The following is a 25,440-nucleotide window of genomic DNA, read 5'->3' as shown; positions in this document are numbered from 1 at the left end:
GGGCATTCGGTTGCCCCTGGCCCCTATCGTCGAACACCTCGCCCGTGTTACCCCAATGATTAACCCAAGGGGCAGTGCTTTTCCGGCCTTACGGGTGGGCGCCCCGAACCCCCGAGCGGGCCTTACGCCCGAAACGCCCCGGGATGCGTCTGCTCCCGCACCGACACGAACTGCTGCCGCACCGCCTGCCCCACGGCCAGCTCCTCGCCCGGGTCCAGGACCTGCGCCGCCGGCCCCTGCCAGGCGGGCGGGTTCCGCGGGTCGAGGGTGCCCTGCGACACCCCGAGCGCCCACGCCGCCTGCCGGGCCGCCCCGATCGCCGCGTAGTCCGCCGGCTGCGGTACGACGACCTGCGCCCCGAACAGTGCGGGCGCCGCCGACTGCACGGCCGGCAGCTCGGCCGCCGCCCCCAGCAGGAAGATCCGCCGCACGTCCACGCCCCGGCCGCGCAGCACGTCCAGCGCGTCCGCGAGCCCGCACAGCATGCCCTCGAACGCGGCCCGCGCGAAGTGCTCGGGCTTCATGGACTCGCGCCGCAGCCCCGCCAGCGTCCCGGCGGTGTGCGGCAGGTTCGGCGTCCGCTCACCCTCCAGGTAGGGCAGCATGACCAGCCCGTGCGACCCCGGCGTCGACTTCATCGCCAGGTCCGACAGCGCCTCCAGATCGGCCGCCCCGACCAGCTCGGCGGCGCCGCGCAGGGTCCGTACGGCGTTCAGGGTGGTGACGACGGGCAGGTGCATGCCGGTCGCGTCCGCCAGGGAGGTGATCATCCCGCTCTGGTCGACGAGCGCCTCGCGGTGCACGGCCATCACCGACCCGGAGGCGCCGAGCGACACGACCGCGTCGCCGAGCCCGATCCCGAGCCCCAGGGCGGCGGCCATGGTCTCGCCGGTGCCGGCGGAGATCAGCAGCCCCTCCGGCGTCGTACCGGCCGCGTCGGACGGCCCGATCACCTCCGGCAGCATGGCCTGGTGGCCGAGCGCCAGCTCCACCAGGTCGGGCCGGTACCCGCCGGTGGCGGCCGACCAGTACCCGGTCCCGGAGGCCCCACCCCGGTCGGTGGTCCTGCGGACCGGCCGCCCCAGGAGCTGCCACACCAGCCAGTCGTGGGCCTGGAGCAGCACGGCGGTCCGCGCGGCGGCCTCCGGCTCGCTCTTCGCCAGCCAGCGCAGCTTGGTCACCGGCTGGGCCGCCTGCGGCACGCAGCCGACCGCCTGCGCCCACGCCTCGCGCCCGCCGAGCGCGTCGAGCAGATCGGCCGCCGCGACCTGCGCCCGCTTGTCGCCGCCGACCATCGCCGGGCGCACGGTGTTGCCCTGCGAGTCCAGCGGCACGACGGCGTTCTGCTGCGAGGACACCCCGATGGCCTGCACACCTTCGAGCAGCCCGCCCCCCGCGGCCTCGCCCAGGGACAGCAGCCAGGCCTGCGGATCGACATCGGAGGGCCGCCCACCGCTCTCGGCGCCTTCCATCGGATGCGGCGCATACCCCTGCCGGAGCACGGCTCCGGTGTCCGCGTCGCAGACGACGATACGAGTGAAATCGGGCGAACTGTCCAACCCGGCGACTATCCCCATGGCGAAAATTCTGCCGCACGCTCCGCTCGGATGCGGCCGTGGAGACCGCCGGGGCGGGTGCCGCCGGGCGGGTACGGCCACGTTGTGCCTGGTCGCACCCCTGAGAAAACGCAGCGGGAGGACTGAGACGACGGGGTGGGCCGGCCGGACTGATGAGGAACTGATGAGGAACTGATGAGGACTGGAAGCCGGACTGGGCGGGCGCTCAGGTGTTTCAGGTGTTACTGGTACCCCAGTCGTCGCCCCGACCGTTGTGGGCGCTGCGCTCCTTCAGCGAGCGCACCCGGCCGGCCACCGACTCGGGCATATGGTCGCCGACCCTCTCGCTGACCGCGTGGTACGCCTTGCCCGCGTACTCACGGCCCTGGTGGGCCGCGGTCTCGGCGGTGTTGCGCACGGCCGGGTTCTGGGCGACCTGCCGAGCGGACTTCTTCAACTGCTCGTACCGCTCGCGTCCGGCACGCGTGCCCAGTACGTACCCCACAGCCAGCCCGACGGCGAACGTGAGCTTGTAGCGCATGACGGCCACCCTTTCCCTCGTGTACGTCCCCGGCATGACGGCCGGCGCCGGGGAACCGATTGGCGGAGCACCCCCCAGCTTGCGCTAATGTATGTGTCGCAGCGAGCGAGCGCTTCCTGGCCACTACCCAGGTAGGTACGTTCGATGCAACGAGGCATTCCCCTGTAGCTCAATTGGCAGAGCAGCCGGCTGTTAACCGGCAGGTTACTGGTTCGAGTCCAGTCGGGGGAGCTTCGATCTCCTGTAGCTCAATTGGCAGAGCAGCCGGCTGTTAACCGGCAGGTTACTGGTTCGAGTCCAGTCGGGAGAGCAGCGTGAACGAGGGCCCCGTGGGGGTCCTTTTTCATGTCGGCGGGAACCGTGCAGGCCAGGGCGCGGTCCCCATGGTCGTGCAAGGTCGACCAGCCGAAGCGTGAGATCGTATGAGCGGCTATGCTGCGGCAGACGGCGCGCACACATGTACGCGACACGCCGCTATGGGGCGGTAGCTCAGCCGGTTAGAGCAGCGGACTCATAATCCGTCGGCCGTGGGTTCGAGTCCCACCCGCCCCACTCTTCGCTACGCGAGGAGAAACCTTCTGACCAGCAACTTAGCTGGCGGGTCGGGTGACTTGAGAGATCTTGGCGGATCTAGTGGATCAAGAAAACATGATCCAGGGGCCAGCCAGGGGCCAGAGGGGTCATGCCGCCTGCGCGGGGCCCTCGTCAGGGGCCGAGTCGCCCACTTCGGATGTTGCCGTGGAGTCCTCGGCCGGCTCCTCAGCCCCCTCCTCATCCTTCTTGGGACTGGCTTTGCGCTCGGCGCGCGGCACCGTGGCGATGGTCGACTCTGCCTCGGCGGTCATCAGCTGCGGCAGGACGCTGGTGTACGTGTCCGATGTGATCTGACGGGAGCTGTGGCCCAGACGCTCCTGCACCACCTTGATGTCGTTCTTCGCAAGCAGCGACAGCGTGGCGGAGATATGGCGCAGGTCATGCAGGCGGACGGGCGGGAGCCCGGACAGCTCGACCAGCCGCTTGAAGCGTCGGCTGATCCAGTCCGGGTGGTAGGGCTCGCCGTTCTCCTGGGTGAAGACCCGGTCCGACTCGGTCCAGGCCCGCACGCCGGACCACTGAGTCCGTTCCTGCTCTTGGGCGGTCCGCCATGCGCGAAGCACCTCTACCGACTCCGCACTCATAGAGATCGTGCGGACGCTGTCGGCCTTCGGGGGTTCTCCGTACAGCCGGTAGGCGACTTCCACGATCTGGGCGGAGACGCGGAGCCATCGGCTCGTCAGATGCACCTCCGGCCACGGCAGGGCGCACATCTCACCGCGTCGAGGGCCGAGAAAGATGAAGGTGTGCCACAGGGGGTAGAGCCGGTCGTCGCTCACGAAGTCCAGGAATTGGCCAGTTTGCTCGGGGGTCCAGACCATGACCGGGCCTGGCTTCTCGCCCGTTTGTCTCCACTGCTCAACTCGCTCTGGTGTCCACACCAGCGGCTTGGGCCGTTTGGCTGCCGGAAGTTCGACGAACTGGGCCCAGTTGGTTGAGTACTCGCCTCGCTTGATGCCGATTCCCAGGAACGAGCTGAGGGTGGCGTTGATCCGGTGCATGGTCGCGGCGCTGGTGATCTTCCGCTTGCCCTTGCGCTCCTCCCGCAGGGCGGCGTTGGCATCCAAGTAGGCCCGGCGTGCGGCACGGCGGTCCTCCTTCTTGCCTGCGGCGCGCACCCAGGTCGTGTAGGCGGCGTCGCGAGCATCCTGCAGTTCGACCACCTGGGCGTGGTGGATGAGGCGCAAGGCGTTCTGACGCTCAATCGCGTCGTACATGGCCTCGATGTGGCGCAGCCTGAGGTCGCGCCGCTTGACGTGACCGAGGTGCGGTTCGAGGTAGAGGTCGATGTGCTCCTCGTAGCCGTGGCGCGTGGTACGGGCCAGGCTCCTCTTGCGCTTGAGCCAGGACCGCAGGTCCTCACCGACGGTGGTATCGCTGAGCACGTCGGTCCCGCCGAAGGCGTCGCGGTAGACCTTGACGGCCTTGTCCTTCGCTGCGTCCTTGGTCGCGAACCCGCCCCGCCGCGCGCGTTGCCGCTTGCCCCCCTCTCCGGGATCTACGTCGAAGGCGAAGTACCACGTCCCGTGGCCCTTACTCATGAGTTTGGGGCAGGTCTGGCCGATGTCCTTCATCTTCTGTGAGCCGTCGATCTTGAATATGGGCTCCCCGGCGTCGTCTGTCGCCGGAGCCTTGCACTGGCAGCGTTTGAAGTAGCTGATGTCTGACACGCTTCTCCCCGCGTGGTGGCATGTGGATCTTTTGTGTCGGTCCTTGTCGAACCGATGCCTATCTTGCCCCAACACTCCAGTGTTGGCGTATCCTTATGGCACGTTGGCGTGGGGGAGAACGCGACAACGGGAATGACAACGAAGGACGCATCTGTAGCTACGGACGCCGGGGTCAGTTCGATGACCCTGGAGGAACTACTCGCGCTGCCGCCGACCGTGAACGTTGTGACGGCTGCGCGAGCACTCGGGATCGGCACGCACAAGGCTTACAACTTGATCAAGGAGGGGTCTTTCCCCGTGCAGACGCTCCCCCTGGGCGGCACGGTGAGAGTCCCCACTGCTGCACTCTGGCAAGTGCTCGGGGTGACGCCACTGGTGCAGTGATCTGTGTAGCCCTGAGTCTGGCGGTCTCGCTGGGCCATAGCTCGGACATGTGCCGTGGCCTAGGATCAGGCGGCTACGGGCGCACGAGACGAGAACGGACCACCGCATGCCACGGCTCTACGGTTTCGATGACGCCTCACGTCGTCGGCTACGTGACGACGAAGTGGACCCGCTCCGCCAGATGGTGAGCCGGGCGCTGAGCAATCAGTCCAACCAGGACGTTGCGGTTTGGGCGAACGGTGAGGGCTACCGGGGAACGCTCGGAGGGGAGTGGAAGGACGCGTCGGTTGGACGCCTGTTCCGCAACCCGGCGATCGCCGGACTGCGCTACGACGATGACGGCGAACTCGTCGACGCGGGTCACCCCGGAGCTATCACGCGCGAAGAGTTCGAGGCTCTTCTAGAGCGGGAGAAGGCTCGCAGTACGAAGGATGCGGAGCCCGCGTACGACTATCTCTTGACTGGCGGGGGCAGCACCTGCGGCAAGTGCACACAGGATCTCGGGGGCGCCCGTACCAATTCGGGTACGCCCGGATACCGCTGTCGCCCGAAGGACAAGAACGGGCACGGTGGCTGTGGTGAGGTCAGGATTGATGCCGAGCTGTTGGAGGACTACGTCGGAGAGAACGTCGTGGCGGAACTCCTCAAGCCCGGCATCCGAGCCTCGATCGCCAAGGCCCAGGCCGCTGTGCGCAAGCAGGTTGAGAACTTCAAGCGGGACATCACGGACCTGGAGGGCCGCCAGTCGGAGCTCGGGAGGCTCTACGGCAACCGCGAGATCAGCAGCGAGGCACTGGTAGCCGGAGAGCGCGAGATCGCGGCCAACCTCAAGGACATCCGTCCGCGCCTTCGGTACGCGGAGCAGATGGCGAACTTCTCACTCGGCCATGCCAAGGACCTGGTGAAGTGGTGGAACACTGCACCCACCGCGTCGAAGAGAGCCATCACGCTGCTTCTCTTGGAGAAGATCGAGGTTTTCCCCGCGAGCGCCCGCGGCGTCCGGACAATCGAGCCGGGACGAGTCGTCCTTCACTGGCGCAAGCTGTCCGGCATGTCAGATGGCTGAGGCCGCCACCCGCGATGCGAGCCGCCTGCCTACCATCGCCATGGTCAGCCCCGTGATCAGTGAGATCACGGCGAGCCCGGCCAGGAGTGGGGAGATGATCTCCTCGTACCGCAGCGGCCACGGGTGGCCCAGGTAGTGGGTCACCAGGTATGACCCCTTGCTGGCGGCGTAGGCCACTCCGAGGAGCGCGGAGATCGACGACAGGGCGAGGCCGCGAGCCGTCCAGGCGTGTCCTGCGCGCCGGGCAACGAGAGTCATCCCGGTGCACAGGAACGCGATCTCGCCGCAGGTGATCGCCACGTAGGCCAGATAGACCATGAGGTAGACGGTGACGCCTGGCACCGTGGCGAACTCGGTCGTGAACTCCACTGTCTCGTTGGTGGTGCCGACGAACAGTGGCAGCATCGCCGCTAGGACGCACGCCGCGAAGGCGACACGTGCGTACAAGCTGGCCTTCAACACCTCGTGGTTGTAGGACCAGTCCACGAGCATCAGCTGAAGGCTTCCGCACCATACGACTGCGCAGATGTGCGCCCCGAGCTTGGCGGCGTTGTTCATTCCGGTCGCAGACTCGATCACGTCCTCTATCGCCGGGACGGCGAGGGTGACGCCCACCGTGCAGATGCCGATGGCCACGGCTCGGGTGAAACGGGCTACGCGGTAGTCGCTTCGGTCACGCTGACGCCAGGCTTCCCGAGCCGAGAGCACGGTGCCCGCCAGGCCGATCAGAGCGCACAGGCCGAAGACTATGCCGTCCATTTGGTTCAGGTTCCTTCCAGGTCGGAGACGGCGCGCTCAGCCGCTTCGGTGAAGCTGAGACGCCTCCGCCGGCCTGGCCGCGGTGGTTCCGGGGCAGGCGGAAGAGGCTCGGGCACCTCTGGGACGGCGAGATCGCTGTGTCCGTGTCGCTGACGGATCTCACGTGCGGCCTCCAGAAGTTCGGCAGCTCCGGCGTCGCCCAGGTCATGGATGAGCCGAAGTGCCTCGCGCGCGTCTTGGTACTCCTCGTAGACCGACAGGGACGTCAATCCGTTGTAACCGGGGAGTAGGTAAGCTACCGGAGAGTTCAACGCCCGTGCGAGGCCGCAGAGTTGGGCGCTCGAAGGGTTCGACTTGACGCCGTTCAGGAGGTCGTTCACGACCTGGTGCGTCATCGCGGGCTTGCCGCCGGGAGTCTCGGCTGTGGCGGCAGCGATGTCGCGCGTGCTCAGGGTCTTCCCATCCGCCCTGAGCTTCCTGCCGATCAGGACAGCGAGCTTGCTGGAGAGAGGGGTGTCCGGGCCGAGCGGCATGGTGCTGGCTACTCCTAGTGATGCGGCAGGCCCGACCTGGCGCTGGACGGTGGATGTGGTGCGCACTCAGTATCCCTGTGAGGCGGCAGTGACTGGTGAGGCAGCACAATGTCTATGTTGGTTGACATTAGGTAACGCTCGAAGCAAGATCTATAAGTCAGGCGTAGTAAGCGTGTGCTCGGCATGCGGGGCCGCCACCCCTCTACCGCCTCCTTGGGTGCAAGATCGCGACGGGCACCCAAATGGGCCTCGATGTGTGCCGCTAACTCGCCTGTGTGGGGATCTAAGTGGGCCGCGGCTCGTTATGGGGGCGGAACGCTGTAACGCGGGGAGGGTACGGGTGGGGATCGAGCTGGATCGAGTGCTGGCCCGGCTGGAGGAGTCGGGCGGCACGGAGAACGTCATCCTGGATGACGAGGCTGCGTTCGCCGCACTGGGGGCTTTAGCGATCGTTGACGCGAAACGCGTCGGTTGCGACATGGAGCGTGCGAGTGGCGCTGCCGCGAGTTGATCTACGCGAGTAGCCGAGAGCGGGCCCCGTGAGGGGCCCGCTCTCACGGGTCTGACGCGCAAATAGATTCGTTCCAAGGTCATCAAGGCCGTGACGCCTTCGATTTGCCCGCCCCACGGTGGGCGGCGGAGTCGCCCTGGGTCGCTGACCTGCAAAAACTTCTCGAAAATTGTGGACCCCTCCCTCGAATGCATATAGAATAGAACCAGAAGGAGGGGGAAAGAAGAAGCCCCCACTCACCTCTTGGAGCTCGAAATGTCGCACAAGTACGCCACCCTGAAGATGCGCCAGATCCACCGCAACCCGAACCAGCCCCGCAAGGCCTTCGCCGAGGACGCGCTGAACGAGCTGGCCGAGTCGATCAAGGAACACGGCCTCCTCCAGCCGATCGTCGTCCGGAAGGTGGAGGAGGGCTACGAGCTCGTGGCCGGCGAGCGCCGCTTCCGCGCCAACGAACTCGCGGACAACATCACCATCGAGGCGAAGATCCTGCTGGCCGAGGGCGAGTCCGAGATCAGCGACATGGACTCCTTCGAGAAGGCCATGGCCGAGAACCTGAACCGCGAGGACATGCTCCCGCTGGAGGAGGCGCGCGGCTTCAAGAAGGTCCTGGACGAGAAGGAGGGCGCCACGCCCGCCAGCGTCGCGAAGACCTTCTCCAAGTCGGTCCAGTTCGTCAACCAGCGCCTGGCCCTGCTCGCTCTGCGCCCCGAGATCCAGGCGGCCGTCGACCTCGGGCACATCGGCACCCAAGCGGCCGTCCAGATCGCCGCACTCTCGAAGGACAACCAGAAGGCGGTCTTCCAGGACTGGAAGAAGGGCGACAAGAACGACAACCAGCTCGTCCACATCGCCTACGCCATGCGCAAGCAGGAGAAGGCGGCCACGCAGGACTCCATGGTCGACGTCGACGAGATGACCCCCGAGGAGAAGGCCGAGCGGAGCCGCGCGCAGGCCAAGACCAAGAGCGACCTCGACGCGATCGAGGGGATGTGGGCGCTGCTGGACGGCATCGGCAAGGCGGACCCCATGGAGCTGGCCCGCGCCTTGGCGGGGGAGGTTGGCAAGCGGCTTGAGCAGATGGACCGGGTCGCGGACGTCGTGCAGAAGGCCCGGTTCCAGCTCCGCCAGGCGAAGGCTCACGCCGACGCCAGCGAGATCATGGTCAACCCCGCCGCCGCAGCGCCCGACCTGGTGGCCGAGGCCGATGCCGTACTCGCCCAGCTGGACCCGGCTGCAGGCGACGCCGAGCCGGAGACGCAGGCCGAGCCTGCCCCGGAGCTGGAGGCCGCCCCGGCCGCCGACGCCGACGCGGAGACCGAGGCCACCCCTGCCGCTGACGTGGAGCCCGAGAGCCCGGCGGAGCCGGAGGGGGACGACATCGAGGCCGAGGCGGCGGCCGAGCCGGTCGCCGTCGCAGCCTGACTCTGACTTGCCCATCCCGGGGCGGCCCTCAGCGGGCCGCCCCCTTCTCTATGGAGCCCCACAGCGATGAACGACATCCAGGCCATGCGCAACATCAACCACAACCTGTTCGACGTGCCGGCCTCGGCCAACGCCCTTGAGGAGTACGACTCCGACGTGGCCGAACTCGTCCGCGAGGCTGCGACGCACCTGTTCAAGGCGCGCCGTGACAACGACGGGGCCGCCCTGAATGAGGCGTACAACCTCACCCTGCTCGCCGCCTCCGACCTCATGAAGGGTGCCGGTAGTTCGGTGTACGTGCGCACCCACCTCATGGTCACGGCCCGACTGGTCGAGCTCGAAGCGGCGCTGCTCGCCGCCGAGGCCAAGACCGCCAGCGAGTGAGGAAACAACCGTGAAGATAGATACCGACGTTCTCAAGGTCATCCGCTCCGCCACGGTTGACGGTCTGACGCTCCGTCTCAACGGCAAGCTCGACCGCACACTGTACGACCGGGTCAACCTGGCCCTTCAGGCGGTCGGCGGCACCTGGAACCGCTACCAACGCGCCCACATCTTCCCCTTCGCCGCTGCCGACGCCATCGCGGGACTGCTTGCCACGGGCGAGGTGATCACCGATGTCGACCGCGGGTACTTCCCCACGCCGAAGCCCCTTGTCGAACAGCTCCTAGACCTGGCGGAACTCGAAGCCGGTTGTGAGGTGTTGGAGCCGTCGGCCGGACGCGGCGCCATCGCTGAGGCCGCAGCTGCCCGCGGTGCCGTAGTCGACTGCATCGAACTCGACACCGCTCGCGCCGAGCACATCCGCGCCGGCGGCTACGCCCGCGAGATCACGGCCGCCGACTTCTTCAACGTGAAGGTGCGGCGCCGCTACCAGCGGGTCATCATGAACCCGCCGTTCGCTGACCGGCAGGACATCCGGCACGTCCAGCGGGCGCTGCGCTTCGTCCAGCCGGGCGGCCTGGTCGTGGCCGTCATGTACGGCAGCCTCCCCTACCGGAGCGACCGTAAGGCCAAGGACTTCCGGGCACGGGTTCGGGAGGCGCGAGGGACTATCACGGAACTGCCCGACGACGCATTCCCGATCGGCGTGTCCACGGTGGTCGCTGTCATCCCGGTCCGTGAGCCCGCGCCGCCCTCTCGGTTCAACCCCCAGGCACCCAGGCCCGAGGACTTCACTGCAAAGCCCGCGGCGGCCCAGCAGGGGCTGTTCTTCACGGACGAGCCGACAGCCCACGGCACAGCGCCCCTCGACGGGTTCGAGTACGGGGCTGCACCATGGCCAAAGATAGATCCCAACACTGGTGCGTGATACGGTCTATCTCGTTGGTGGGGGCGGCCTCAGCCGAGGAACCGGCTCACCAACGTGCCGTGGCATGCGGCACTCCCCTTCGGTGCCTGGCGGGTGGCCAATCCCCCGCGCCCTACCCGCCAGGCACCGGCCCCGCGACTGAGCGGAGCCGCCGGAGCGCCGCCAAGATCCACGATCACGACCGGACCCGTCCCCGCCTCACGTCGGGGGCGGGTCCCCGTGCACTCAGGAGCGCCATGAACACAGAGGACTTCGCCGGGGACCCAGAGGATCGCGAGCTGTACGAACGTCTCCTCGTCGAGCGGGATGGGACGCCGACCAGGGCCCTCGCTGAACGGGACCCGGGCCTCGAAGTCCGAGGAGGCCCGGATCCAGACGCGGCCCTGCACCTCGCGGATCTCGAAGCCGCCGCAACTCCCCGACGACGAAAGCGACATAGAGCATGACCGCCAAGCAGACACCGCCCGCAGAGCCGGAGCGCCGGACGCCTCCCGTACCTGGGGCAGTGTGGTGCCGATCTTGCGATTCGTGGTGCTTGCCATCCGGTATCTGCCGCTGCAACAACCGGTGATGCGCGCCTTCCTTCGCCTCGCCGCCGACGCGATGGCCGTCCTGCTCATGGCGGCCATCGCCGTTGTCGCCTGGGTCGTTGTGCAGCTCGGCGACGGCGGGATCCTTCTCGCCAGCCTCTTGGCCTTCCCCGGCTGTGGGCTGGTGGCCGCCGCCATTCATCACGTTCAGCGATGGGTGCGCGGTCGGCGACTGACGCACCAGCTGAACCCTCGCTCCGGCGACCGCCGCGGCCCGGCGTGATCGTCTAGTCTGAACTAGCTGTAGGGCGCGGGGAACGGCCTACACAAGGGAAGCCCAGTGACCCCGACGCCCGCCAACATCCCCGAACTGCTCCTGCCGCTCGCAGTCCCCACCGCGGACCTCACTCCGTACTACCGGAACCCCCGCAACGGTGACCTCCCCTCGATCGCCGAATCGCTGACCGTCAACGGCCAGTACCGCGCGATCGTCGTCAACAAGGGCACGCACACAGGCCGCCACAACGAGATCCTGGCGGGCAACCACACCTACGCGGCGGCGCAGCAGCTCGGCTGGGACCAGATCGCCGTCACCTGGGTCAACGTCGATGACGACGCGGCGGCTCGCATCGTCATCGTAGACAACCGGACCAACGACCTCGCTGGATACGACAGCGTGCTCTTGGCCGAGATCCTCTCGGAGATCCCGGACCTGGCCGGTACCGGCTACGACCGCGAGAGCGTGGACCGGCTTCTCGACGACACCTCCCTTCCCGAGACGCTGGAACTCACCTCCGACGGCGCGGGCACCGGTGCCGCAGCCACCGTCGACTACCTCCAGTGGGGCTACCTCCAGTGGGAGTCCAAGCGGGTCCGGATCACCTCCGAAGAGGTCGAAGCCCTCAACGCCATCTACACGAAGTTCGTGGACGACACCAACAGCGACCTCGGCTTCGGCTGGCACGTCTTGCAGCAGGCCCATGAGGAGGGTGACGCGGCATGAGCAGCGCCCCCACCACGACGTTCTACGAGGCGTACCCGCTCGACCGACTTCGCCCCGCCGACTACAACCCGCGCCGCCTCAGCGAGGAGGCGTTCGTCCGGCTTCAGGCGTCGCTGCGTCGCCACGGCGTTGTGAAGCCCGTCATCCTCAACGCAGACGGCACGCTGGTCGCAGGCCACCAGAGAACCAAGGGCCTCCATGCCATCGGCCTGACGCACACGCCCGCGGTCATGCTCGGCACGAAGGTCAGGTTGCAGGACGAGATCCAGTTCAACCTGCTGCACAACCGGGTCGAGACCGAGGCCAGCATCGTCTACGCCGAGCCCGGCGTCATCGGCGCCTGGTCGTGGATTCCATGGCAGTCCATCCGGGTCGCGGAACGGAAGAACCTCTCCTTCGTCAACGCCATCGGGCACATGACCGCCGGCCACGGCCCCTGGGGGAGCGTGGTCATCGACGACCAGGGCCGGATCGTCCTCAACGCCGAATACGCCGTCGTTGCCTCCATCAACCGCTTCGACCTCCTCGCCTGGACCGTCACGTCGGCCGACGCCGCCCAGCTCCACGCCGACCTCACGGGCGAGTACGGCGTCTACGACTGGACGGCCATCGAGAGCAAGGCCCCGGTGTGGAACCAGCACATCGTGCAGCCCAAGAGGCTCCGCAAGTTCTCCTCCAAGGCCAAGGCCGGAAAGCTCGCCTACGGCTCCGAGACCTGGGACCAGCTGGTCACGCCCTGGCTCAAGCCCACCCATCGCGTCGTGGACTTCGGCGCCGGGTACGGCGACTACGCCAAGCACCTGCGCGCCAAGGGCTTCAATATCCACGACTACGAGCCCTACCGCTGCCGGGACGGCTCGTACGCCGTCGACATCCGGGCCGTCGTCGGCATGATTCGCGACATCGACAAGGACATCCAGGCCAACGGCCTGTACGACGTGGTGGTCCTCGACTCCGTCATCAACGCCACCACCTCCCTCGACTACCAGCACTGGGTGATGACCACCGTCAACGCCCTCTGCTCGACGGACGGGGTCGTGTGCCTCGGCACCCGCAACCTCGCCCGCGAACTCCGGGACGAGCAGGCCAAGCGGGTCACCTCCCAGACAGCCACCACGAAGATGAGCTTCCTCGACGAGGACAACGTCGAGATGAACTTCGTCAAGGGGAAGTGGCAGAAGCTGCGTTTCCACACCCCCGAGACCCTGGAGCCGCTGCTCCGCCGCTACTTCGAGGACGTGCAGGTTACCGACCTCAGCGGTTCCAACATCAAGGCCACCTGCCGCCGCCCCATCGCGCTCCCCAAGGAGGAATACGAGAAGGCATTTGAAGAGGAATTCAACATGCCTTACCCGAATGGCTTCCGGCATGACAGGCATCTGGAATTGGTGGAAAATTTGATAAAATTGGTAGTAGGGAGAAATGAATCTCTCGCCAATTAAACGGGTAAATGGGGAACGGATGTCGCAGCGAATACAGGTCCAAATTGAATCTCGAACTCGATACCACATTATGTGGCTGGCAGGCGTGCGGCACGTAGCCCTCGACCACCACTGCCTGCGCAGCTTCGGCCAGCCCGACCGCCCCCGGCTCGACATCAGCCGCCGGCACCAGACTCTCGAACTCCCCGAGCGCAACCCGCCCCTGGCCTGGTACCTGTGCGCGCTGCCCAACCCCTGGAAGTGGAGCGACAACGCGCACCTTGCCTTCGAAGGCGCACCCGGAGAACAGTGGGACGGGCCCGCCCTGGTTCCCGGCTTGTACGTGCACCTCGACAATGCTCGCCCCATCACCGGATGGGGTGAGCACAACATCCCAGAGAGCGAACCACGCCGAAAGTCCTACCGATTCCGCACCTGCCGCAACTACCAGTTCGCCTGGTGGCTACGGACGGAGCGCAACGCGCCGAACGCCCCACCCGAGTACGTGCCGCCGCGGCGTCCCGGAGAAGGTGAGCAGATGTCATTGCTGTGACATCCGTTCGGGCCCGGAGTCGGATTCCGACTCCGGGCCCTCTCCGTCTCTGGCTCGTTCGCGTCCCGTGACCAGAGGTCTCAACGGGGTCTGCGAGCGGTCCCCCGAGTAGGATCCGGCGCTCCACGGGCGGCGGCAGCGTCTACCCGGTCCTTGCGATGACGTGGCAACGACTCGAAGGTGTCTTCAGCCCCTCGGTGTCGTTAGCTAGATCGAGTGAAGGCGGTAGCGTCCCGAACCGACCCTGCCTGCAACACTGTCGGCGGGGACCACTATGATCGACCGCTGCGGAGTGCAACGGAACGCCGGTCCGAGAGTCACTGCCTGGGAGTCTGCACATTCGTCGCAGGCGCCCGAGAGGAACAAGGACAGTCACCCCAGGTAGTTCCGTTGATCAACATGCCGGAATCGTTGCTTCCACCAGGGCATCTGTGATCTCCTGGTGCTCGTTCATGTCAGGCGTACGAAGGGCTGTGCTGTGAAGAAGGGATGGTACGGCGTACCCCTTGAACGCAGCGACTACCTCAAGCTCGATCCAGACGAGAACAGCTGCGATCCCGAGGGCTTCCCGGAGTGGCTTGAAGGCTTCGGTAAGGGCAAGAGGCTGGCTGTCGACCTCTTCTCGGGTGCCGGCGGCCTCAGTTCCGGCGTCCAGCAGGCAGGTTGGACCATCGCGGCCGCCGTGGACTTCGACGACCCGGCGCTGGACACCCACAGGGCGAACTTCTCGGGCCTCAGCCTGAAGATGGACCTCGGTGACCCTGCTGAGCGCGACAGGCTCGAGGAGATCCTCAAGCCTGCCAAGATCGACCTTGTGGCGGGAGGGCCTCCCTGCCAGCCCTTCAGTCGGGCCGGGCGTAACAAGATTCGCGACCTCGTCAAGAACCACGGCCGTGACCCGGAGGACCGCCGGAAGGAGCTCTGGAGCGCCTACCTGGACATGGTCAAGCGGATCCGCCCGCGGACGGTCCTCATGGAGAACGTCCCCGACATGGGACTGCACGACGACTTCTTCGTCATCCGGACGATCGAGGATGAACTGGAGGACCTGGGCTACGCGACACAGGTGCGACTTGTCGACGCGTGGAACTACGGAGTCCCCCAGCATCGGAAGCGTCTCATTCTCCTGGCCCGGAACGACGTCGACCAGTTCGCCTGGCAGAAGCCCGACCTGCAGCGCACCACCCTTCGCGACGCCATCGGGGACCTGCCCGAGCTGGAGGTCGTCCCCACCGAGCGAGTTGGACAGCGGGTCCTGACGTACCGAAAGCCGCGCAATCTGTCCGATTTCGCCACGAGGATGCGGGAAGACGCGCCTCGTGGAGTGATCTGGGACCACATGACCCGGAGAGTCCGTAAAGACGACCATCGGATCTTCGAGGTCATGGAGTCCGACACCAAGTACTCGGATCTCCACAAGAAGCTGACCAAGCAGGAGATGGAGTACCAGCGGTACAGCGCAACAAACTATACGGACAAGTACAAGAAGCTGGCCTGGGACGAACTCAGCCGTACGATCACCGCGCACATCGCCAAGGACGGCTACTGGTACATCCACCCGGAGCAGCTGCGGACCCTCACCGTGCGCGAGGCGGCACGCGTTCAGACGTTCCCGGACCGGTTCCGTTTCGCCGGTACCCGGAGTGACGCCTTCCGGCAGATCGGGAACGCCGTACCTCCCTTGCTGGGGGCAGCTGCCGCGTCGGTACTGAAGCCCGTTGGTGACGAGGCTCCGGAGACCGTCGGGCTCCGGCCACACTGGCGGGAGGTCCGGAGCGCCCTCACCGTGTGGGCGGAACAGCGGCGCGACAGCAGGGACTGGTATCAGCTCCCCAGCGAGGACCCTGTGTCGCTTCATGCCGCCATCGTGGCCATACTCTCCGGAGCGAAGGCCAAGCCGGCCGTGATGGCCGACATGATGGCCTTGGTCAGAAAGTCGAAGCGGCTCACCGCGACTCTTTTCAAGAAGCTGGTCGACGCAGCGCCAACGGCACCTGTCCGAGCCCGAGTCGACCGCTTGGCGCCGCTGGTGGACAAGCCCTACGACTGGCAGTGGAACAAGCGGTTCGACGTACCTGCCAAGCTGGCCATGAAGCCAGCCGAGGCATCCCTCTACCGACTGCTGATCGGAGAGGATCTCATGCTGGTCGCGCAAGGGACGCTGCGGGTCGCTGCGCGGATAAACGACGTGGACACGGATCACCCGAACCGGCTCAGTGAGGGCCGCGTCAACCTGGTGAAGCTCGTGGGGGCGGGCGAGGAAGCACCGCTCCGCATGGGGGCGATCCGCCTTATCGGTTTGGACCATTGTCGGGAAGAGCAACCCATGTGCTCGGGATGTCCGCTCGCCGCGTACTGTCCCCGGCGGGAAGCAGACGATCTGCTGACACTGGCAGCCGTCACCGAGGCGTAACCGGCCCTCGGGACGCCGCCCTGTCGGCGCCGGCGATCGCCGCCACCTGCTCTGCCGCCCCCTGGACATCACGCCGAATCTCGCACTCCCAGACGCGGACCACAGTCCACCCGGCGGCCGCAGCCTGCTCGGTGTTGCGCCGGTCCCGCTTCTTGTTGGTCTCGATCTTTTCCTGCCACAGGGCGGCGTTTGGCCCTCGGAACTCCGCAGGAGAGTGATCCGGACAGCCGTGCCATAAGCAACCGTCGACAAAAACCGCTAGGTGATATCGGGGAAGCACGAAGTCGGCAGTGCACCGTGGCGCCACCCGCTTGTGGAGACGGAACCTGAGGCCCAGCCGGTGTACTGCCTTCCTGAGTGCCACTTCCGGCTTGGTGTCCCTCACGCGCCGGCCGCGAAGGTGCTCCCCTTCCGCAGTGGCAACCCACTGCTGGTCCGGTGTCCTGCTGCCTCCGGCCATGTTCACAGCCCCAGCCTGTCGACCTTCTCCGATAGGGAGAGTGCCACACTCTCCTCATGATCCGAGAACCAGCCGAACTTCATGTCGATGACCAGGGACGTGTAGAGCTGCCACTCGGCCTGCTCGCAGAAGCCGGCATCACACCCGGCACCGGTCTCGTTGCTTTCAGTGATGGCGACGGGCGTATCGTGCTCAAGAGGGCCGAGGACGCGATCAAGGACCTGATCGAGAAGGGAACACTCTGAGTGGTGGCGCGCTGCTGAGGTGCGAACCACTGGCCGGAACGGCCCACGTCTCGGGACCTTGCCACTCCGGTTCGAGACTGTCGACGAACGGGCCAGCTGCCGCTGCCAGGGTTGCCAAAGGCCATCAGCGGTTCTACTCGTCGGCGAGTTCCTCGAGCAGCTCGGTGAGCCCTTCGGTCCACGCTGGCTGGGGCAGTGCATCGAAGGTATCGCGCGCAAGTAGGACCGCCCTACCGAGAGCATGCATGTCTTTGATGGAGCTCCCGTTGATATACCAACGCCCGTACTTCTGACCGACGCCGCAGCCGTGTGTCTCGATCAGCCGGACGAGCAGACCGGCGCGCTCAGGATCGGGCACAGCACCCACCATCGGATGGTAGGCGTGATGACGCTTGTCGAGCCCGCTCGAGCAGGAGTAGAAGGTGGCAATCCGGGCGGCACTGAGCGCCAAACTGAGCCCTGCCACCCCGACATCGTTCCAGCGGAACGTGTACGCCATCAGTTCGGCGTAGCCGATGTCGTCAGCGTCCCGCAACTCGTCAAGGAGCGCCTCCACCCCGTCGGGCGCGTCAGACTTTCCCGCCCGTTCGAGGAATGCGGCCTCCTCCGTCAGACACTCTGCGGCCTCCTCCCAGCTCGGGAGCCCCAGGCATTCGTACTCGTGGTGTTCCGTGAAGCCTCTGGCCACGTCTTCTGCGCTCAGGCCCGTGAGTAGCGTTTTCAGGTCGTAGTCGCGACGGATGTCCACATCGAACTCGGGAATCATGGCTCTATCTTGGCGAACTGCCTTCTGACATGTCAGTGGTTCTCGCATGAGGTGCGAACCACCGGCTACGGCTGGGCGTGAATCCCAGCCGCAGTGCCTCGGTACGAGCGTGCAGGGCTTGGACGGCCTGCGTTTCGGGAACTTCCTGCTCCAGTTCGAGGCGCCTGCCGACGAACTGGGTCAGCTGTCGCTGCCAGGGTTCGAGGTTGCGGGTCTCCTTGGCCCATCGCTCGATCGCGAACCACTCGTCGGAGGGGATCAGTGCTACCGCCTCGGCCGCCCCCTCGTGATCACCGTCGCCGCCGGCGAGTGCCGCCTCGTCCAGCGAATGGTCCAACAACTCCGACACCAGAGCACGAGGAATCGTCCAGGGCACCCTTGACACAGCGTCCCAGCAGGCCGCCTTCTTGGCCCACTCGCCCACGTGGTTCCCCTCAAGCGGCGTGGTCACCGCCCGCATGACGCGAGGGCAGAGATCGTGGATCGCGGCCTCCAGCACTAGTGAGACGCCCTGCTCTCGCCAGATCCGGTCGAGATCGATCCTTCGGTCCGTCGCCAGGGACAGGCGAGCCACGGTGTAGGTGGTGATCATGCTCTTGTGGCTGCCGGCTCCGTGGATGGCGGCGATCCGGTCCACTGCCTTGAACAGGATGGCCATTGCGATCACCCGCTGGCAGTACTGGACGTCGACGCGGGGCGGCGCTTCGTCGAGGTTGACCATGAACTCGACGAAGTTCTTCTGTGCTCCGCGGCTCACGTGGTACGGCAGTTGGTTCCAGGAGTGGACGAACTTGGCGAGGTCCGCCTTCGTGAACTTCTGCTTCGTCGGGTTCAGTTTCTTGAACTGCCGTTGCCTGGCGGGGGTGCGGGCCTTCGCGAGCTCGTCCGTGTACTGGCCGCGTGCACGCTCGTAGAACCAGTGGGTCTCCTGGCCGCTGCCGTCCGTCGCGTGAGCCCACAGGGAGCGGGTGATGCGCTGCATGTCCACGTGGTAGTCGTGGTTGGAGCTGAAGTCGACCTGGGTCACTCGGTTCTGCGTGTTGGAGTACTCCGAGATTTTCGGAACGATCTCCGCGAGCCGCTCGGGCGCCACCTCCGTGAGCTTCATCTGGACCCGGACGTGGGACAGATCGGCCTTGTCGCGGCTCCGCGCGTAGTGAAGCGAGGCTGTCGTCTGACCGCCGTTCACGATCTGGAGTCCGTGTACTCCGGAGATGTGGGTCGGCTCGCCGTCCGGGCCCCTCACGAAGTCGACCTGCGACGCGGTCGCGGTGATCCCGTTGTTGTAGGCCAGGAATCTGCCTGGTGCGTGCAGAAGGGTCTCCCGGATACCCCGGTTGACCGCTCCGCGGGTCTGGAGGAACGAACGGACGTTGAGTTCGAGGAGCCGGGTGCCGTACTCCGCGTACAACTCGGCGAGCAACTCTCCGGGTATGACCGCCAGGACCACTGAGTGGTCCTCTTCCGAACTAGGGGCGGAGACACAGGGAAGCGGGGGGCTGAAGGGCACCATGATGGGCTCGCCGAGGGCGCCCGACGTCGCGTGACGGTGCAGGCGTGCCAGGTCCCACACCTCGTGGGTCACCGGCAGGCCGTCGAAGTGCGAGACCGGGAGCTCGGTCGAGGTGCTCACCCGGTTGCTGAGCAGGAAGAGCCTGATCCGCTGTACCTCGGTAAGGGCCTTCTCGACCGCCGCACACATGTCGTACACGTCGAAGGACTCGTCGATGTGCTGCTGCAGCCCGTCCCGGCAACGCTGAACGAATGCCAGAAGCCGTCTGAAGGACGTCTCGGTCTGGGCTTTCGTGAGCTTGGTCTCCAGCGGTGCCAGCTGGAAGTCGGTCACGAACAGGTCCAGGGACTCGCCTGACTCGCCGATGCCGTAACCGTGTACCTCGTGGCCGTGCATCTTGTGGTAGGCGGTGAAGGTGTTGGACACGACGCCGGCCTGCTCCAGGTCCTCGAAGACCCGACGAGTGAACGCCTCTGGGGTGGTCGTCCCCTCGGCGTCAGCTGTCGCCTGGACATCGGCGACAAGGCTCCGCGAGAACTCGGCCAGGTCGAGCTCAGCCATGGGACCCCCCGATCAGTTCCCTCACCTCGTCGGCCGTGGCGCGGTAGGCGTCCAGACCCGAGGTGCTCACGTTGTACGTGCAGTCGCCGACTCCTTCGGGCAGGTCCGACTCGACCAGCCTGGGGAAGCCTTCCCGTACATGCCAGAACCGAAGCTCGCGGAGGGTGTACCGGGGTTCTTCGTAGAGGTCATGGTGTCCGGGGAGGTAGCCGACCTGGATGAGTAGACCGTCGAACCGGACGCGAGCGGCGGGGCTCGTGAGCTGCTGCCGTATGCCCTCCACCCTTGTGTTCAGGCTCTCTCCCGATCCACCGCGTCGTTCGTCGAGCTGCGCGAGGGCGAGAAGCAGAGCAGGGGTCCCGGTCCCGTCCAGCTGTCGCTCGCTGGCGATCCGGATGCTCCGGGGGCGCTTCGCGACGCTGGCCTTGGCCTCGATCGCCACCTCGGGCAGCTGGAAGTCCTGGTTGGTCCCCGTGGGACCGGTCCATGCCTCGACCGTCTCAGACTGGGCCAGCGAGGTCAGGAGGACGTCACCCAGTACCAGGAGTTCGCCGTAGAGTCCACGACGGGCCTCGGCGCTCAGCCCGTCCCTGCTTACGGCACGCAGGAGGTCCTGCCACCTCCCGAACCTGTCCACCGCGGCTGCCAGGGCCTCTGCGGCGGCCGGAGCGGCCTTGGCGGTCTCGGCGACGTCGGCGACGAGCGGGTTGAACACCTCGCGGAGCTCGTTCGCGGTCAGGATCACCTGGAGTTCGTACTCGACCCGGGACACCGCACTGAGGTTCATCTCGATCCCGGCTGCCTTGGGAAGACGGCCCACCGAGCGCACGATCGGATCTGCGGAGCGGGCGTCCGCCCGGAGGACCAGCATGCGCTGTCGGCCGGGGTGGGAGACGGAGAGGAAGATGTCGAGCGGGGACTCTGGGTGCAGACGGAGGCTGGACCGCCCCGGGGTCTCCTGGGGGCTCTCCAGCTCACGCCACTCGTCCTCGGTGACCGTCACGCCTCGTCCTCCTCGTCGATGGTGTAGATGTCCTCCTGGAGCCAGACGGTGTTGGCGATGTATTCGGTCTTGGACTGGTACTCGGAGTGCGGGAAGCTCACCTGGAAGCCAACGAGGGGGGTCGTCGACTCGCCGTCGGCCGATTGCGGCAGCTCGATGGGGTAGATGAGCAGGAGGCCCTGGTCGGTTCGCCTCTGCCGCCGGATGTGCGGGCCCGCCGGCGTCTTCGGGGCCGACGCCTTCTCCTTCTGCTCCGCGGCCTTCCTCGCGGCCTCACGTGCCGCAGCCTCCTGCGCATCGTCGAGGCCGATCAGCTCGTCCGGCGGGCTGAGCACCCGGCGGATCGTGTACCTTCCCTCGGCCTTGAAGGCGTCGTTGAGCGCCTTGCGTGTCACGAGGCCGACAGTGTGTCCGGCGATGTCCCGTGGTGCCTTCGACGTCGTGCTACCGATCAGACACACGGTCCAGTTGCCCAGTTCGCCCACTCTCGCGCACTGTTCCACGTACTTCGCGATGAGCCTTGGGCGAACCCGCTGAGCCATGCGGTCAGCCTCGTAGGAGGCAAGGAACTCGGAGACGATCTCGGGCGGCACCGCCCCCCACTGCACATTGCCGCCCGGAGCTCCCACGGCCGGCTCGGCTACGCCGTCCAGCCGACGGACGAGGGTCTCGAGGGCCTTGTAGTTCTTCTCGATGGCTGCGAGCTTGAAGATCACCGTCTCGGGACCCTCACCGGAGTAGCTGAGAAGGATCTTCGTTCCCTGCCGCATCTTGTTTGCCGCGGTCACCGTGAGACCCAGTGAAGAGGACCGGACCTTCAGGCCGAACTCCTTCGGGGTGAGGCTGAGCGCCGCCATCTCCTCGACCTCCCTGCGGAGTTCGTCGGTCGCGGCGGTGACCTCCACGTAGGCGTCCTCGAGCGCGGGCGTGGTGTACAGACGGCACACGTCCTCGTAGCCGGGGCGGTATCCGAACCACCGGCCCATCTGGAGGAGGGTGTCGTACGTCTTGGACACGCGGAGGTAGTAGCTGACGGTCAGACCGTCCAGGGTGAGGCCGCGGGAGAGCTTCTGCCCCCCGATAGCGATCACGGACAGGCCGTTCCTCCGGTTCTCGTAGTAGTCGAGCGCGTCCTTGGAGGTGCCGTTCACCGTCTTGACCTGGATCTTCCTGAGGGCAGGAAGGAGCTGTTCGGAGACCTGCTCCCAGGTCAGGGGCTCCGCCTCGTCAGCCGGGAACTTGTCCGTGGTGGGAACGAAGTCCCGTTCCCAGAGAGCCCGGAGTTCGGCACGGAGTTCGGGGCCCTTCCCGTACCGGTCTCGGATCATGTCCACGATGAGCCGCAGGTGGTCGTCGACCTGGTCGCGTACGAGGGTCTGCACCGCGGTGAAGCGGGTGACGTGCACCAGCATGGAGTTGTGGACCTTCGTCTGCCCGCGCGCCCGGCGGGCCGCGCAGGCGAGCACGAAGGAGAAGATGGCGTCGCGCAGGGACTGCGGGAGCTTGTCGCCGGGGCTGTCACCGGACTTGTGCTTGGTGGGGAGCCAGGCGTCCGCGTCGTCCACGTGGCGCACGAGTGGCAGCGGTTGCACGTCCGCCTCGTCCTCGTCGTCGACCTGGAGCCCGAAGACCCGCTCAGGACCCAGGTAGTTCGACGGCGAGGGAAGACTGCGGATGAAGCTGGCGGGGAAGAGGTCCTCTCCAGCGACGTCGTGGTCCACGTCCGGGTCTATGTAGATGTTGGCGAAGGGGGTGGCCGTGTACCCGACGTACGCGGCCTTGTCGAAGCTCTTCATGAGCTTGCGGATCGCGGCGTTGGTCTTGGTCGGGTCTGCCTCGGGGTCACGGACGGTGTTGATCGAGGCGTTGTCGGCCTCGTCGTCGATGACGAACAGAGGGAGGTCCTTCACGACCTTCTCGCCGTTCTCGTCCTCAGTGCCGTGGACGTCTATCACCCAGTTACGCAGGTACTCGAGGATCTTGTAGTGCTTCTTGACTACGAGGACGACGGGGAAGCTGCCGAGGGGGAAGTTGATGGCCTTGGCCGTCGCGAGGCCGAAGTCCCCCTTCTCGGCGCTGCTTGTCGGCGACGCGATGTCGAGCTTCTTGGCAAGGGGCATGGCTCCCGCACCGATCGCGCGGGAACGACCGTCCTCGTTCGACCGGTTCTGGTGCTGGGTGTCGAACCCGAGGAGCCCTTCGTCGATCCGCAGCTGTGTCTGGCTTCGGAGGTCGTTGTGGATGCCGGCTAGGACCACGATGAACCGGTATCCCGCGTCCACGGCCTTCGCGGCGAGCCCGATGTACTGGCCGGTCTTGCCCGACTGCACCTGGCCGATCACGAGACCCTGCCGGCGCCAGGGGCCGGAGCGGCGAGGGTCCTCCAGCTGGCTGAGCACCTCATCCGAGCTCTGGTCCAGGCGCCTCACGACCCACGGCGGAAGGTTCGCGACGTCTTCGAGGTAGCGCCGGTAGCGTTCCCAGAAGTCCCAGGCACGGTCGTTCTTCGCCTCGGGCAGCCACGGTTCGTGGCCCTTGGGGTCGACGAGTGCCAGGGACCGCTCCTGGAACACGGCGGTCATGGCCTCGATCTCCTTGGCCAGCCGGTCCCGGTCGAGGTTCTCTCCCTGCGCGGCCAGCATCCCGAAGATGGCGTTGACCGCGTTCTGCACCTCCTCCGGCTTCGGCTGACGGTCCTGTGGCAGGAATCCGAGAACCAGGCGTGTGGCCTTGGCCATGGGTTCGTCGGGAACGGCGCTCACGTGGGACCTCCAGCGGAACTTGGAACGGTATCGAGCAGGGTAGGGGCGACCACTGACAATGGCTCAGGGCTCATCCGCTCCAGAAGCCCTGCAGTTGGTCGAAGGGAGGCATAGTCCGCAACCTCTCGCGCGCGGCGGCCGGCGAGCGGCCGCCCGAGACGAGCGACTGGTAGATGCGCTGTGCGACCTCGTTCGCTGCCTCGTCGGCGGGCCCCGGTCCACCGAACGGTTCCGGGTCGTCGCTGGTGTCCGTCTCGTGCATCACACGGAGGGCGGCGACAGGCACCGTCTCCTCCAAGAGCCGGATCAACGCTCGTACGTCTGCAGTGCTGTTGCCGCCAGGTCTCAGAGCAGCCTGGACCAGTGGGTGACTGCGATTGATCTTGCAGGTGACCCTCCCGTCCGGTCGGCGCACGTTCCACGCGTACGACAGAGGATCACCGTGGGTACGCGCAGCGACCTGTCCGCGGTGCCGCAGTACGTCCGCGGCCTTCGCCCGGGCCTGCCGCGCGATGCGGTGGAGGTGCGGACGCAGACCGACTGGCGGGACGACGCTCGACTTCCTCACGTCAACGCCCCACTCGGCGTCCGTCTCGGCCGGGATGTCGACGGCGATGCGCGCCAGGTTGTACTTCTCCTCGCGGCGCATGCCTCTCTGCCCCAGCCAGTCGCCCGCCAGGATCAGGCGGTTCCGGCGGTAGACGTAGAAGCCCTGTTGGTCGAGCCACCCCTGCGGCCCCGCGGCCCTGCCGTACTCCTCCGGCGTGAGCCGGTGGGCGCTGGGGAGGATGAATGCCTCGACCCGTATGGAACTGCCACCGAGAGGCAGTTCCTCAATGGGGAGCCGCTGGACCGAGGGGTGGTTGCCCATGAACGGATCCCAGGGTTCCACCGGGGTCCCGGACACTCGCAGGTTCCGACGTCGGGTCCCGGTGAGGAAGCGGGCGAAGACCATTCCGAGGTGCAACTCCGTGCGGGCCGCCTCGGCGTAGAACTGCTTCTGGGTGCGCTCGTCGTCCTCGCTGACGTCTCCGCCGTGGTAGCCGTTGAGCCGTCGCCAGAGCACGATCGTGCCATGGCCGGTGGCGCTACGGACCCTGTCCAGCACGGCTGTTGTGTCGTCGTCGGCTCCATGGAGCAGTCGCCACTCGCCGAACTCCTCGACGACGTCGAGGTCCCAGGTGCGTGTGTGCCATTCACCACCGGCTTTGGCGGTGGCCACGGTGAGTTGCCTCGACTGGGAGAACGAGGCCGACTTCAGGCCGACGCCGAAGCGGCCCAGATCTGCGGAGGAACGCGACGTCGCAGGCCCACGAGCCGCCACGGTCATCGCCGTGACGAGCTCCTCAGCGGTCATGCCCCAGCCGTCATCGACCACCGCGATCCAGGAGTCCCGTCCTGACCAGGCGAACTCGACGTCGATGTTCCGGGCTTCCACCGAGATGCTGTTGTCCACGAGGTCCGCGACGGCTGCCGGCAGTGAGTACCCCAGGGAGCTGAGCGAAGCCACCATTCCCGCGGGCTCGGGGGCCGCGATGTCGTACGTCATGGGTGGTTCCAGCCCTGCTTCCCCGTTACGAGCGTTGCTCGGAGTGCAGTCGTCCGGGAGATCCAGCGGAACCGAGCGGGCGAGCACTCCAGATTCGGGGGACGCCCCACCGCGCACTCAGTCTGTCGCACACGACAGGCCCCCACCCAAAACCGATGGTACTGGAGCCATTGGCCGTAGGCCCGAGTGTTCCTGGACAAGCCCATGCGCGGACGACAACCCACCGAGTGTTCAGCTCCTGCGCCCGGCCGCTGGTGTGGAAGGCAAGCGCACAGTGCGATCATGGTGGCGGGCGCGGGGGCGCACCCGA

Annotated in this window: 22 protein-coding genes and 3 tRNA genes; 14 read left to right on the top strand and 11 right to left on the bottom strand. The window is 66.6% G+C overall.

Annotated elements, in window-relative coordinates; all coding sequences use genetic code 11:
* Positions 1–122 precede the first annotated feature (122 nt).
* Entirely contained in the window at positions 123–1,577 is a 1,455-nt protein-coding gene (locus OG352_RS13970) for a xylulokinase (RefSeq protein ID WP_329217088.1), read from the bottom strand.
* 214 nt (positions 1,578–1,791) lie between these two features.
* Entirely contained in the window at positions 1,792–2,097 is a 306-nt protein-coding gene (locus tag OG352_RS13965) for a YtxH domain-containing protein (RefSeq protein ID WP_329217087.1), read from the bottom strand.
* Between the two features lie 158 nt (positions 2,098–2,255).
* On the opposite strand from OG352_RS13965, the gene OG352_RS13960 reads away from it, so the two are divergent.
* The 3 genes from OG352_RS13960 to OG352_RS13950 all read left to right on the top strand — a co-directional run bounded on the left by OG352_RS13960 (position 2,256) and on the right by OG352_RS13950 (position 2,649).
* Positions 2,256–2,328 (top strand) — tRNA-Asn (locus OG352_RS13960).
* Between the two features lie 6 nt (positions 2,329–2,334).
* Positions 2,335–2,407: transfer RNA gene (locus OG352_RS13955), tRNA-Asn, on the top strand.
* 168 nt (positions 2,408–2,575) lie between these two features.
* Positions 2,576–2,649: transfer RNA gene (locus OG352_RS13950), tRNA-Ile, on the top strand.
* Positions 2,650–2,777: 128 nt separating this feature from the next.
* Here the strand turns inward: OG352_RS13950 and OG352_RS13945 are convergent.
* On the bottom strand, positions 2,778–4,361 hold the full coding sequence (locus tag OG352_RS13945; RefSeq protein WP_329217086.1) for a tyrosine-type recombinase/integrase: 1,584 nt from the start codon (positions 4,359–4,361) through the stop codon (positions 2,778–2,780).
* 490 nt (positions 4,362–4,851) lie between these two features.
* Here OG352_RS13945 and OG352_RS13940 point away from each other — a divergent pair, with 490 nt between their 5' ends.
* Complete coding sequence (locus OG352_RS13940; RefSeq protein WP_329217084.1) at positions 4,852–5,811, top strand: recombinase family protein; 960 nt, start codon at positions 4,852–4,854, stop codon at positions 5,809–5,811.
* Here the strand turns inward: OG352_RS13940 and OG352_RS13935 are convergent.
* A complete protein-coding gene (locus OG352_RS13935; RefSeq protein ID WP_329217083.1) occupies positions 5,800–6,570 on the bottom strand; it encodes a hypothetical protein in 771 nt (256 codons plus the stop codon). The two genes, OG352_RS13940 and OG352_RS13935, sit on opposite strands and share 12 nt — an antisense overlap.
* Positions 6,571–6,575: 5 nt before the next feature.
* Entirely contained in the window at positions 6,576–7,103 is a 528-nt protein-coding gene (locus OG352_RS13930) for a hypothetical protein (protein ID WP_329217081.1), read from the bottom strand.
* A 340-nt stretch (positions 7,104–7,443) separates the two neighbouring features.
* On the opposite strand from OG352_RS13930, the gene OG352_RS13925 reads away from it, so the two are divergent.
* The 9 genes from OG352_RS13925 (at position 7,444) to dcm (ending at position 16,271) form a co-directional block, all read left to right on the top strand.
* On the top strand, positions 7,444–7,614 hold the full coding sequence (locus OG352_RS13925) for a hypothetical protein (protein WP_329217079.1): 171 nt from the start codon (positions 7,444–7,446) through the stop codon (positions 7,612–7,614).
* 255 nt (positions 7,615–7,869) lie between these two features.
* Positions 7,870–9,039, top strand: a complete 1,170-nt coding sequence (locus tag OG352_RS13920) for a ParB/RepB/Spo0J family partition protein (protein WP_329217076.1) — start codon at positions 7,870–7,872, stop codon at positions 9,037–9,039.
* A 66-nt stretch (positions 9,040–9,105) separates the two neighbouring features.
* Positions 9,106–9,423, top strand: coding sequence for a hypothetical protein (locus OG352_RS13915; protein ID WP_329217075.1), 318 nt, complete (start codon positions 9,106–9,108; stop codon positions 9,421–9,423).
* Between the two features lie 10 nt (positions 9,424–9,433).
* The gene (locus tag OG352_RS13910) at positions 9,434–10,351 is read left to right on the top strand and encodes a class I SAM-dependent methyltransferase (protein WP_329217074.1); all 918 of its coding nucleotides are present in this window, start codon (positions 9,434–9,436) and stop codon (positions 10,349–10,351) included.
* A gap of 528 nt (positions 10,352–10,879) precedes the next feature.
* Positions 10,880–11,164: a hypothetical protein gene (locus OG352_RS13905; protein WP_329217073.1), complete on the top strand. Its 285-nt coding sequence runs from the start codon at positions 10,880–10,882 to the stop codon at positions 11,162–11,164.
* A gap of 57 nt (positions 11,165–11,221) precedes the next feature.
* Positions 11,222–11,884, top strand: coding sequence for a ParB/RepB/Spo0J family partition protein (locus tag OG352_RS13900; RefSeq protein ID WP_329217071.1), 663 nt, complete (start codon positions 11,222–11,224; stop codon positions 11,882–11,884).
* Complete coding sequence (locus OG352_RS13895) at positions 11,881–13,326, top strand: methyltransferase domain-containing protein (RefSeq protein ID WP_329217069.1); 1,446 nt, start codon at positions 11,881–11,883, stop codon at positions 13,324–13,326. Before OG352_RS13900 ends, OG352_RS13895 begins: the two co-directional genes overlap by 4 nt.
* An 85-nt stretch (positions 13,327–13,411) precedes the next feature.
* Positions 13,412–13,858 carry a hypothetical protein gene (locus OG352_RS13890; protein ID WP_329217068.1) on the top strand — a complete coding sequence of 149 codons (447 nt, stop codon included), beginning with the start codon at positions 13,412–13,414 and terminating at the stop codon, positions 13,856–13,858.
* A 478-nt stretch (positions 13,859–14,336) separates the two neighbouring features.
* Positions 14,337–16,271: a DNA cytosine methyltransferase gene (dcm, locus tag OG352_RS13885; RefSeq protein WP_329217066.1), complete on the top strand. Its 1,935-nt coding sequence runs from the start codon at positions 14,337–14,339 to the stop codon at positions 16,269–16,271.
* Here the strand turns inward: dcm and OG352_RS13880 are convergent.
* Complete coding sequence (locus OG352_RS13880; RefSeq protein ID WP_329223818.1) at positions 16,258–16,731, bottom strand: very short patch repair endonuclease; 474 nt, start codon at positions 16,729–16,731, stop codon at positions 16,258–16,260. The genes dcm and OG352_RS13880 overlap by 14 nt on opposite strands.
* 56 nt (positions 16,732–16,787) lie before the next feature.
* Between OG352_RS13880 and OG352_RS13875 the strand changes: the two genes are divergently transcribed.
* Entirely contained in the window at positions 16,788–16,976 is a 189-nt protein-coding gene (locus OG352_RS13875) for a hypothetical protein (RefSeq protein WP_075662457.1), read from the top strand.
* A 133-nt stretch (positions 16,977–17,109) separates the two neighbouring features.
* Here the strand turns inward: OG352_RS13875 and OG352_RS13870 are convergent, their stop codons facing one another.
* From OG352_RS13870 to OG352_RS13850, 5 genes are all read right to left on the bottom strand, one after another.
* Positions 17,110–17,742: a hypothetical protein gene (locus OG352_RS13870; protein WP_329217064.1), complete on the bottom strand. Its 633-nt coding sequence runs from the start codon at positions 17,740–17,742 to the stop codon at positions 17,110–17,112.
* Between the two features lie 4 nt (positions 17,743–17,746).
* Entirely contained in the window at positions 17,747–19,816 is a 2,070-nt protein-coding gene (locus OG352_RS13865; protein ID WP_329217062.1) for an AIPR family protein, read from the bottom strand.
* Positions 19,809–20,819, bottom strand: a complete 1,011-nt coding sequence (locus OG352_RS13860) for a PD-(D/E)XK motif protein (protein ID WP_075662451.1) — start codon at positions 20,817–20,819, stop codon at positions 19,809–19,811. Before OG352_RS13860 ends, OG352_RS13865 begins: the two co-directional genes overlap by 8 nt.
* Positions 20,816–23,581 carry a Z1 domain-containing protein gene (locus tag OG352_RS13855; RefSeq protein ID WP_329217061.1) on the bottom strand — a complete coding sequence of 922 codons (2,766 nt, stop codon included), beginning with the start codon at positions 23,579–23,581 and terminating at the stop codon, positions 20,816–20,818. The genes OG352_RS13860 and OG352_RS13855 overlap by 4 nt, the downstream gene beginning before the upstream one ends.
* A 70-nt stretch (positions 23,582–23,651) precedes the next feature.
* Positions 23,652–25,130: an ATP-binding protein gene (locus tag OG352_RS13850; protein ID WP_329217059.1), complete on the bottom strand. Its 1,479-nt coding sequence runs from the start codon at positions 25,128–25,130 to the stop codon at positions 23,652–23,654.
* Positions 25,131–25,440 lie beyond the last annotated feature (310 nt).

Source organism: Streptomyces sp. NBC_01485 (genome assembly GCF_036227125.1).
In the GTDB taxonomy this organism is placed as follows: domain Bacteria; phylum Actinomycetota; class Actinomycetes; order Streptomycetales; family Streptomycetaceae; genus Streptomyces.
Note: the sequence above shows the minus strand (reverse complement) of the source record. Positions and strands in the feature narration are given on the sequence as shown.

Bases quoted from the DNA above. Each gene is read 5' to 3' on its own strand.
- OG352_RS13930 (WP_329217081.1), bottom strand. From the start codon at position 7,103: ATGCCGCTCGGCCCGGACACCCCTCTCTCCAGCAAGCTCGCTGTCCTG.
- OG352_RS13940 (WP_329217084.1), top strand. From the start codon at position 4,852: ATGCCACGGCTCTACGGTTTCGATGACGCCTCACGTCGTCGGCTACGT.
- OG352_RS13915 (WP_329217075.1), top strand. From the start codon at position 9,106: ATGAACGACATCCAGGCCATGCGCAACATCAACCACAACCTGTTCGAC.
- OG352_RS13850 (WP_329217059.1), bottom strand. From the start codon at position 25,130: ATGACGTACGACATCGCGGCCCCCGAGCCCGCGGGAATGGTGGCTTCG.
- OG352_RS13920 (WP_329217076.1), top strand. From the start codon at position 7,870: ATGTCGCACAAGTACGCCACCCTGAAGATGCGCCAGATCCACCGCAAC.
- OG352_RS13865 (WP_329217062.1), bottom strand. From the start codon at position 19,816: ATGGCTGAGCTCGACCTGGCCGAGTTCTCGCGGAGCCTTGTCGCCGAT.
- OG352_RS13870 (WP_329217064.1), bottom strand. From the start codon at position 17,742: ATGATTCCCGAGTTCGATGTGGACATCCGTCGCGACTACGACCTGAAA.
- OG352_RS13875 (WP_075662457.1), top strand. From the start codon at position 16,788: ATGATCCGAGAACCAGCCGAACTTCATGTCGATGACCAGGGACGTGTA.
- OG352_RS13935 (WP_329217083.1), bottom strand. From the start codon at position 6,570: ATGGACGGCATAGTCTTCGGCCTGTGCGCTCTGATCGGCCTGGCGGGC.
- OG352_RS13970 (WP_329217088.1), bottom strand. From the start codon at position 1,577: ATGGGGATAGTCGCCGGGTTGGACAGTTCGCCCGATTTCACTCGTATC.
- OG352_RS13895 (WP_329217069.1), top strand. From the start codon at position 11,881: ATGAGCAGCGCCCCCACCACGACGTTCTACGAGGCGTACCCGCTCGAC.
- OG352_RS13965 (WP_329217087.1), bottom strand. From the start codon at position 2,097: ATGCGCTACAAGCTCACGTTCGCCGTCGGGCTGGCTGTGGGGTACGTA.
- OG352_RS13880 (WP_329223818.1), bottom strand. From the start codon at position 16,731: ATGGCCGGAGGCAGCAGGACACCGGACCAGCAGTGGGTTGCCACTGCG.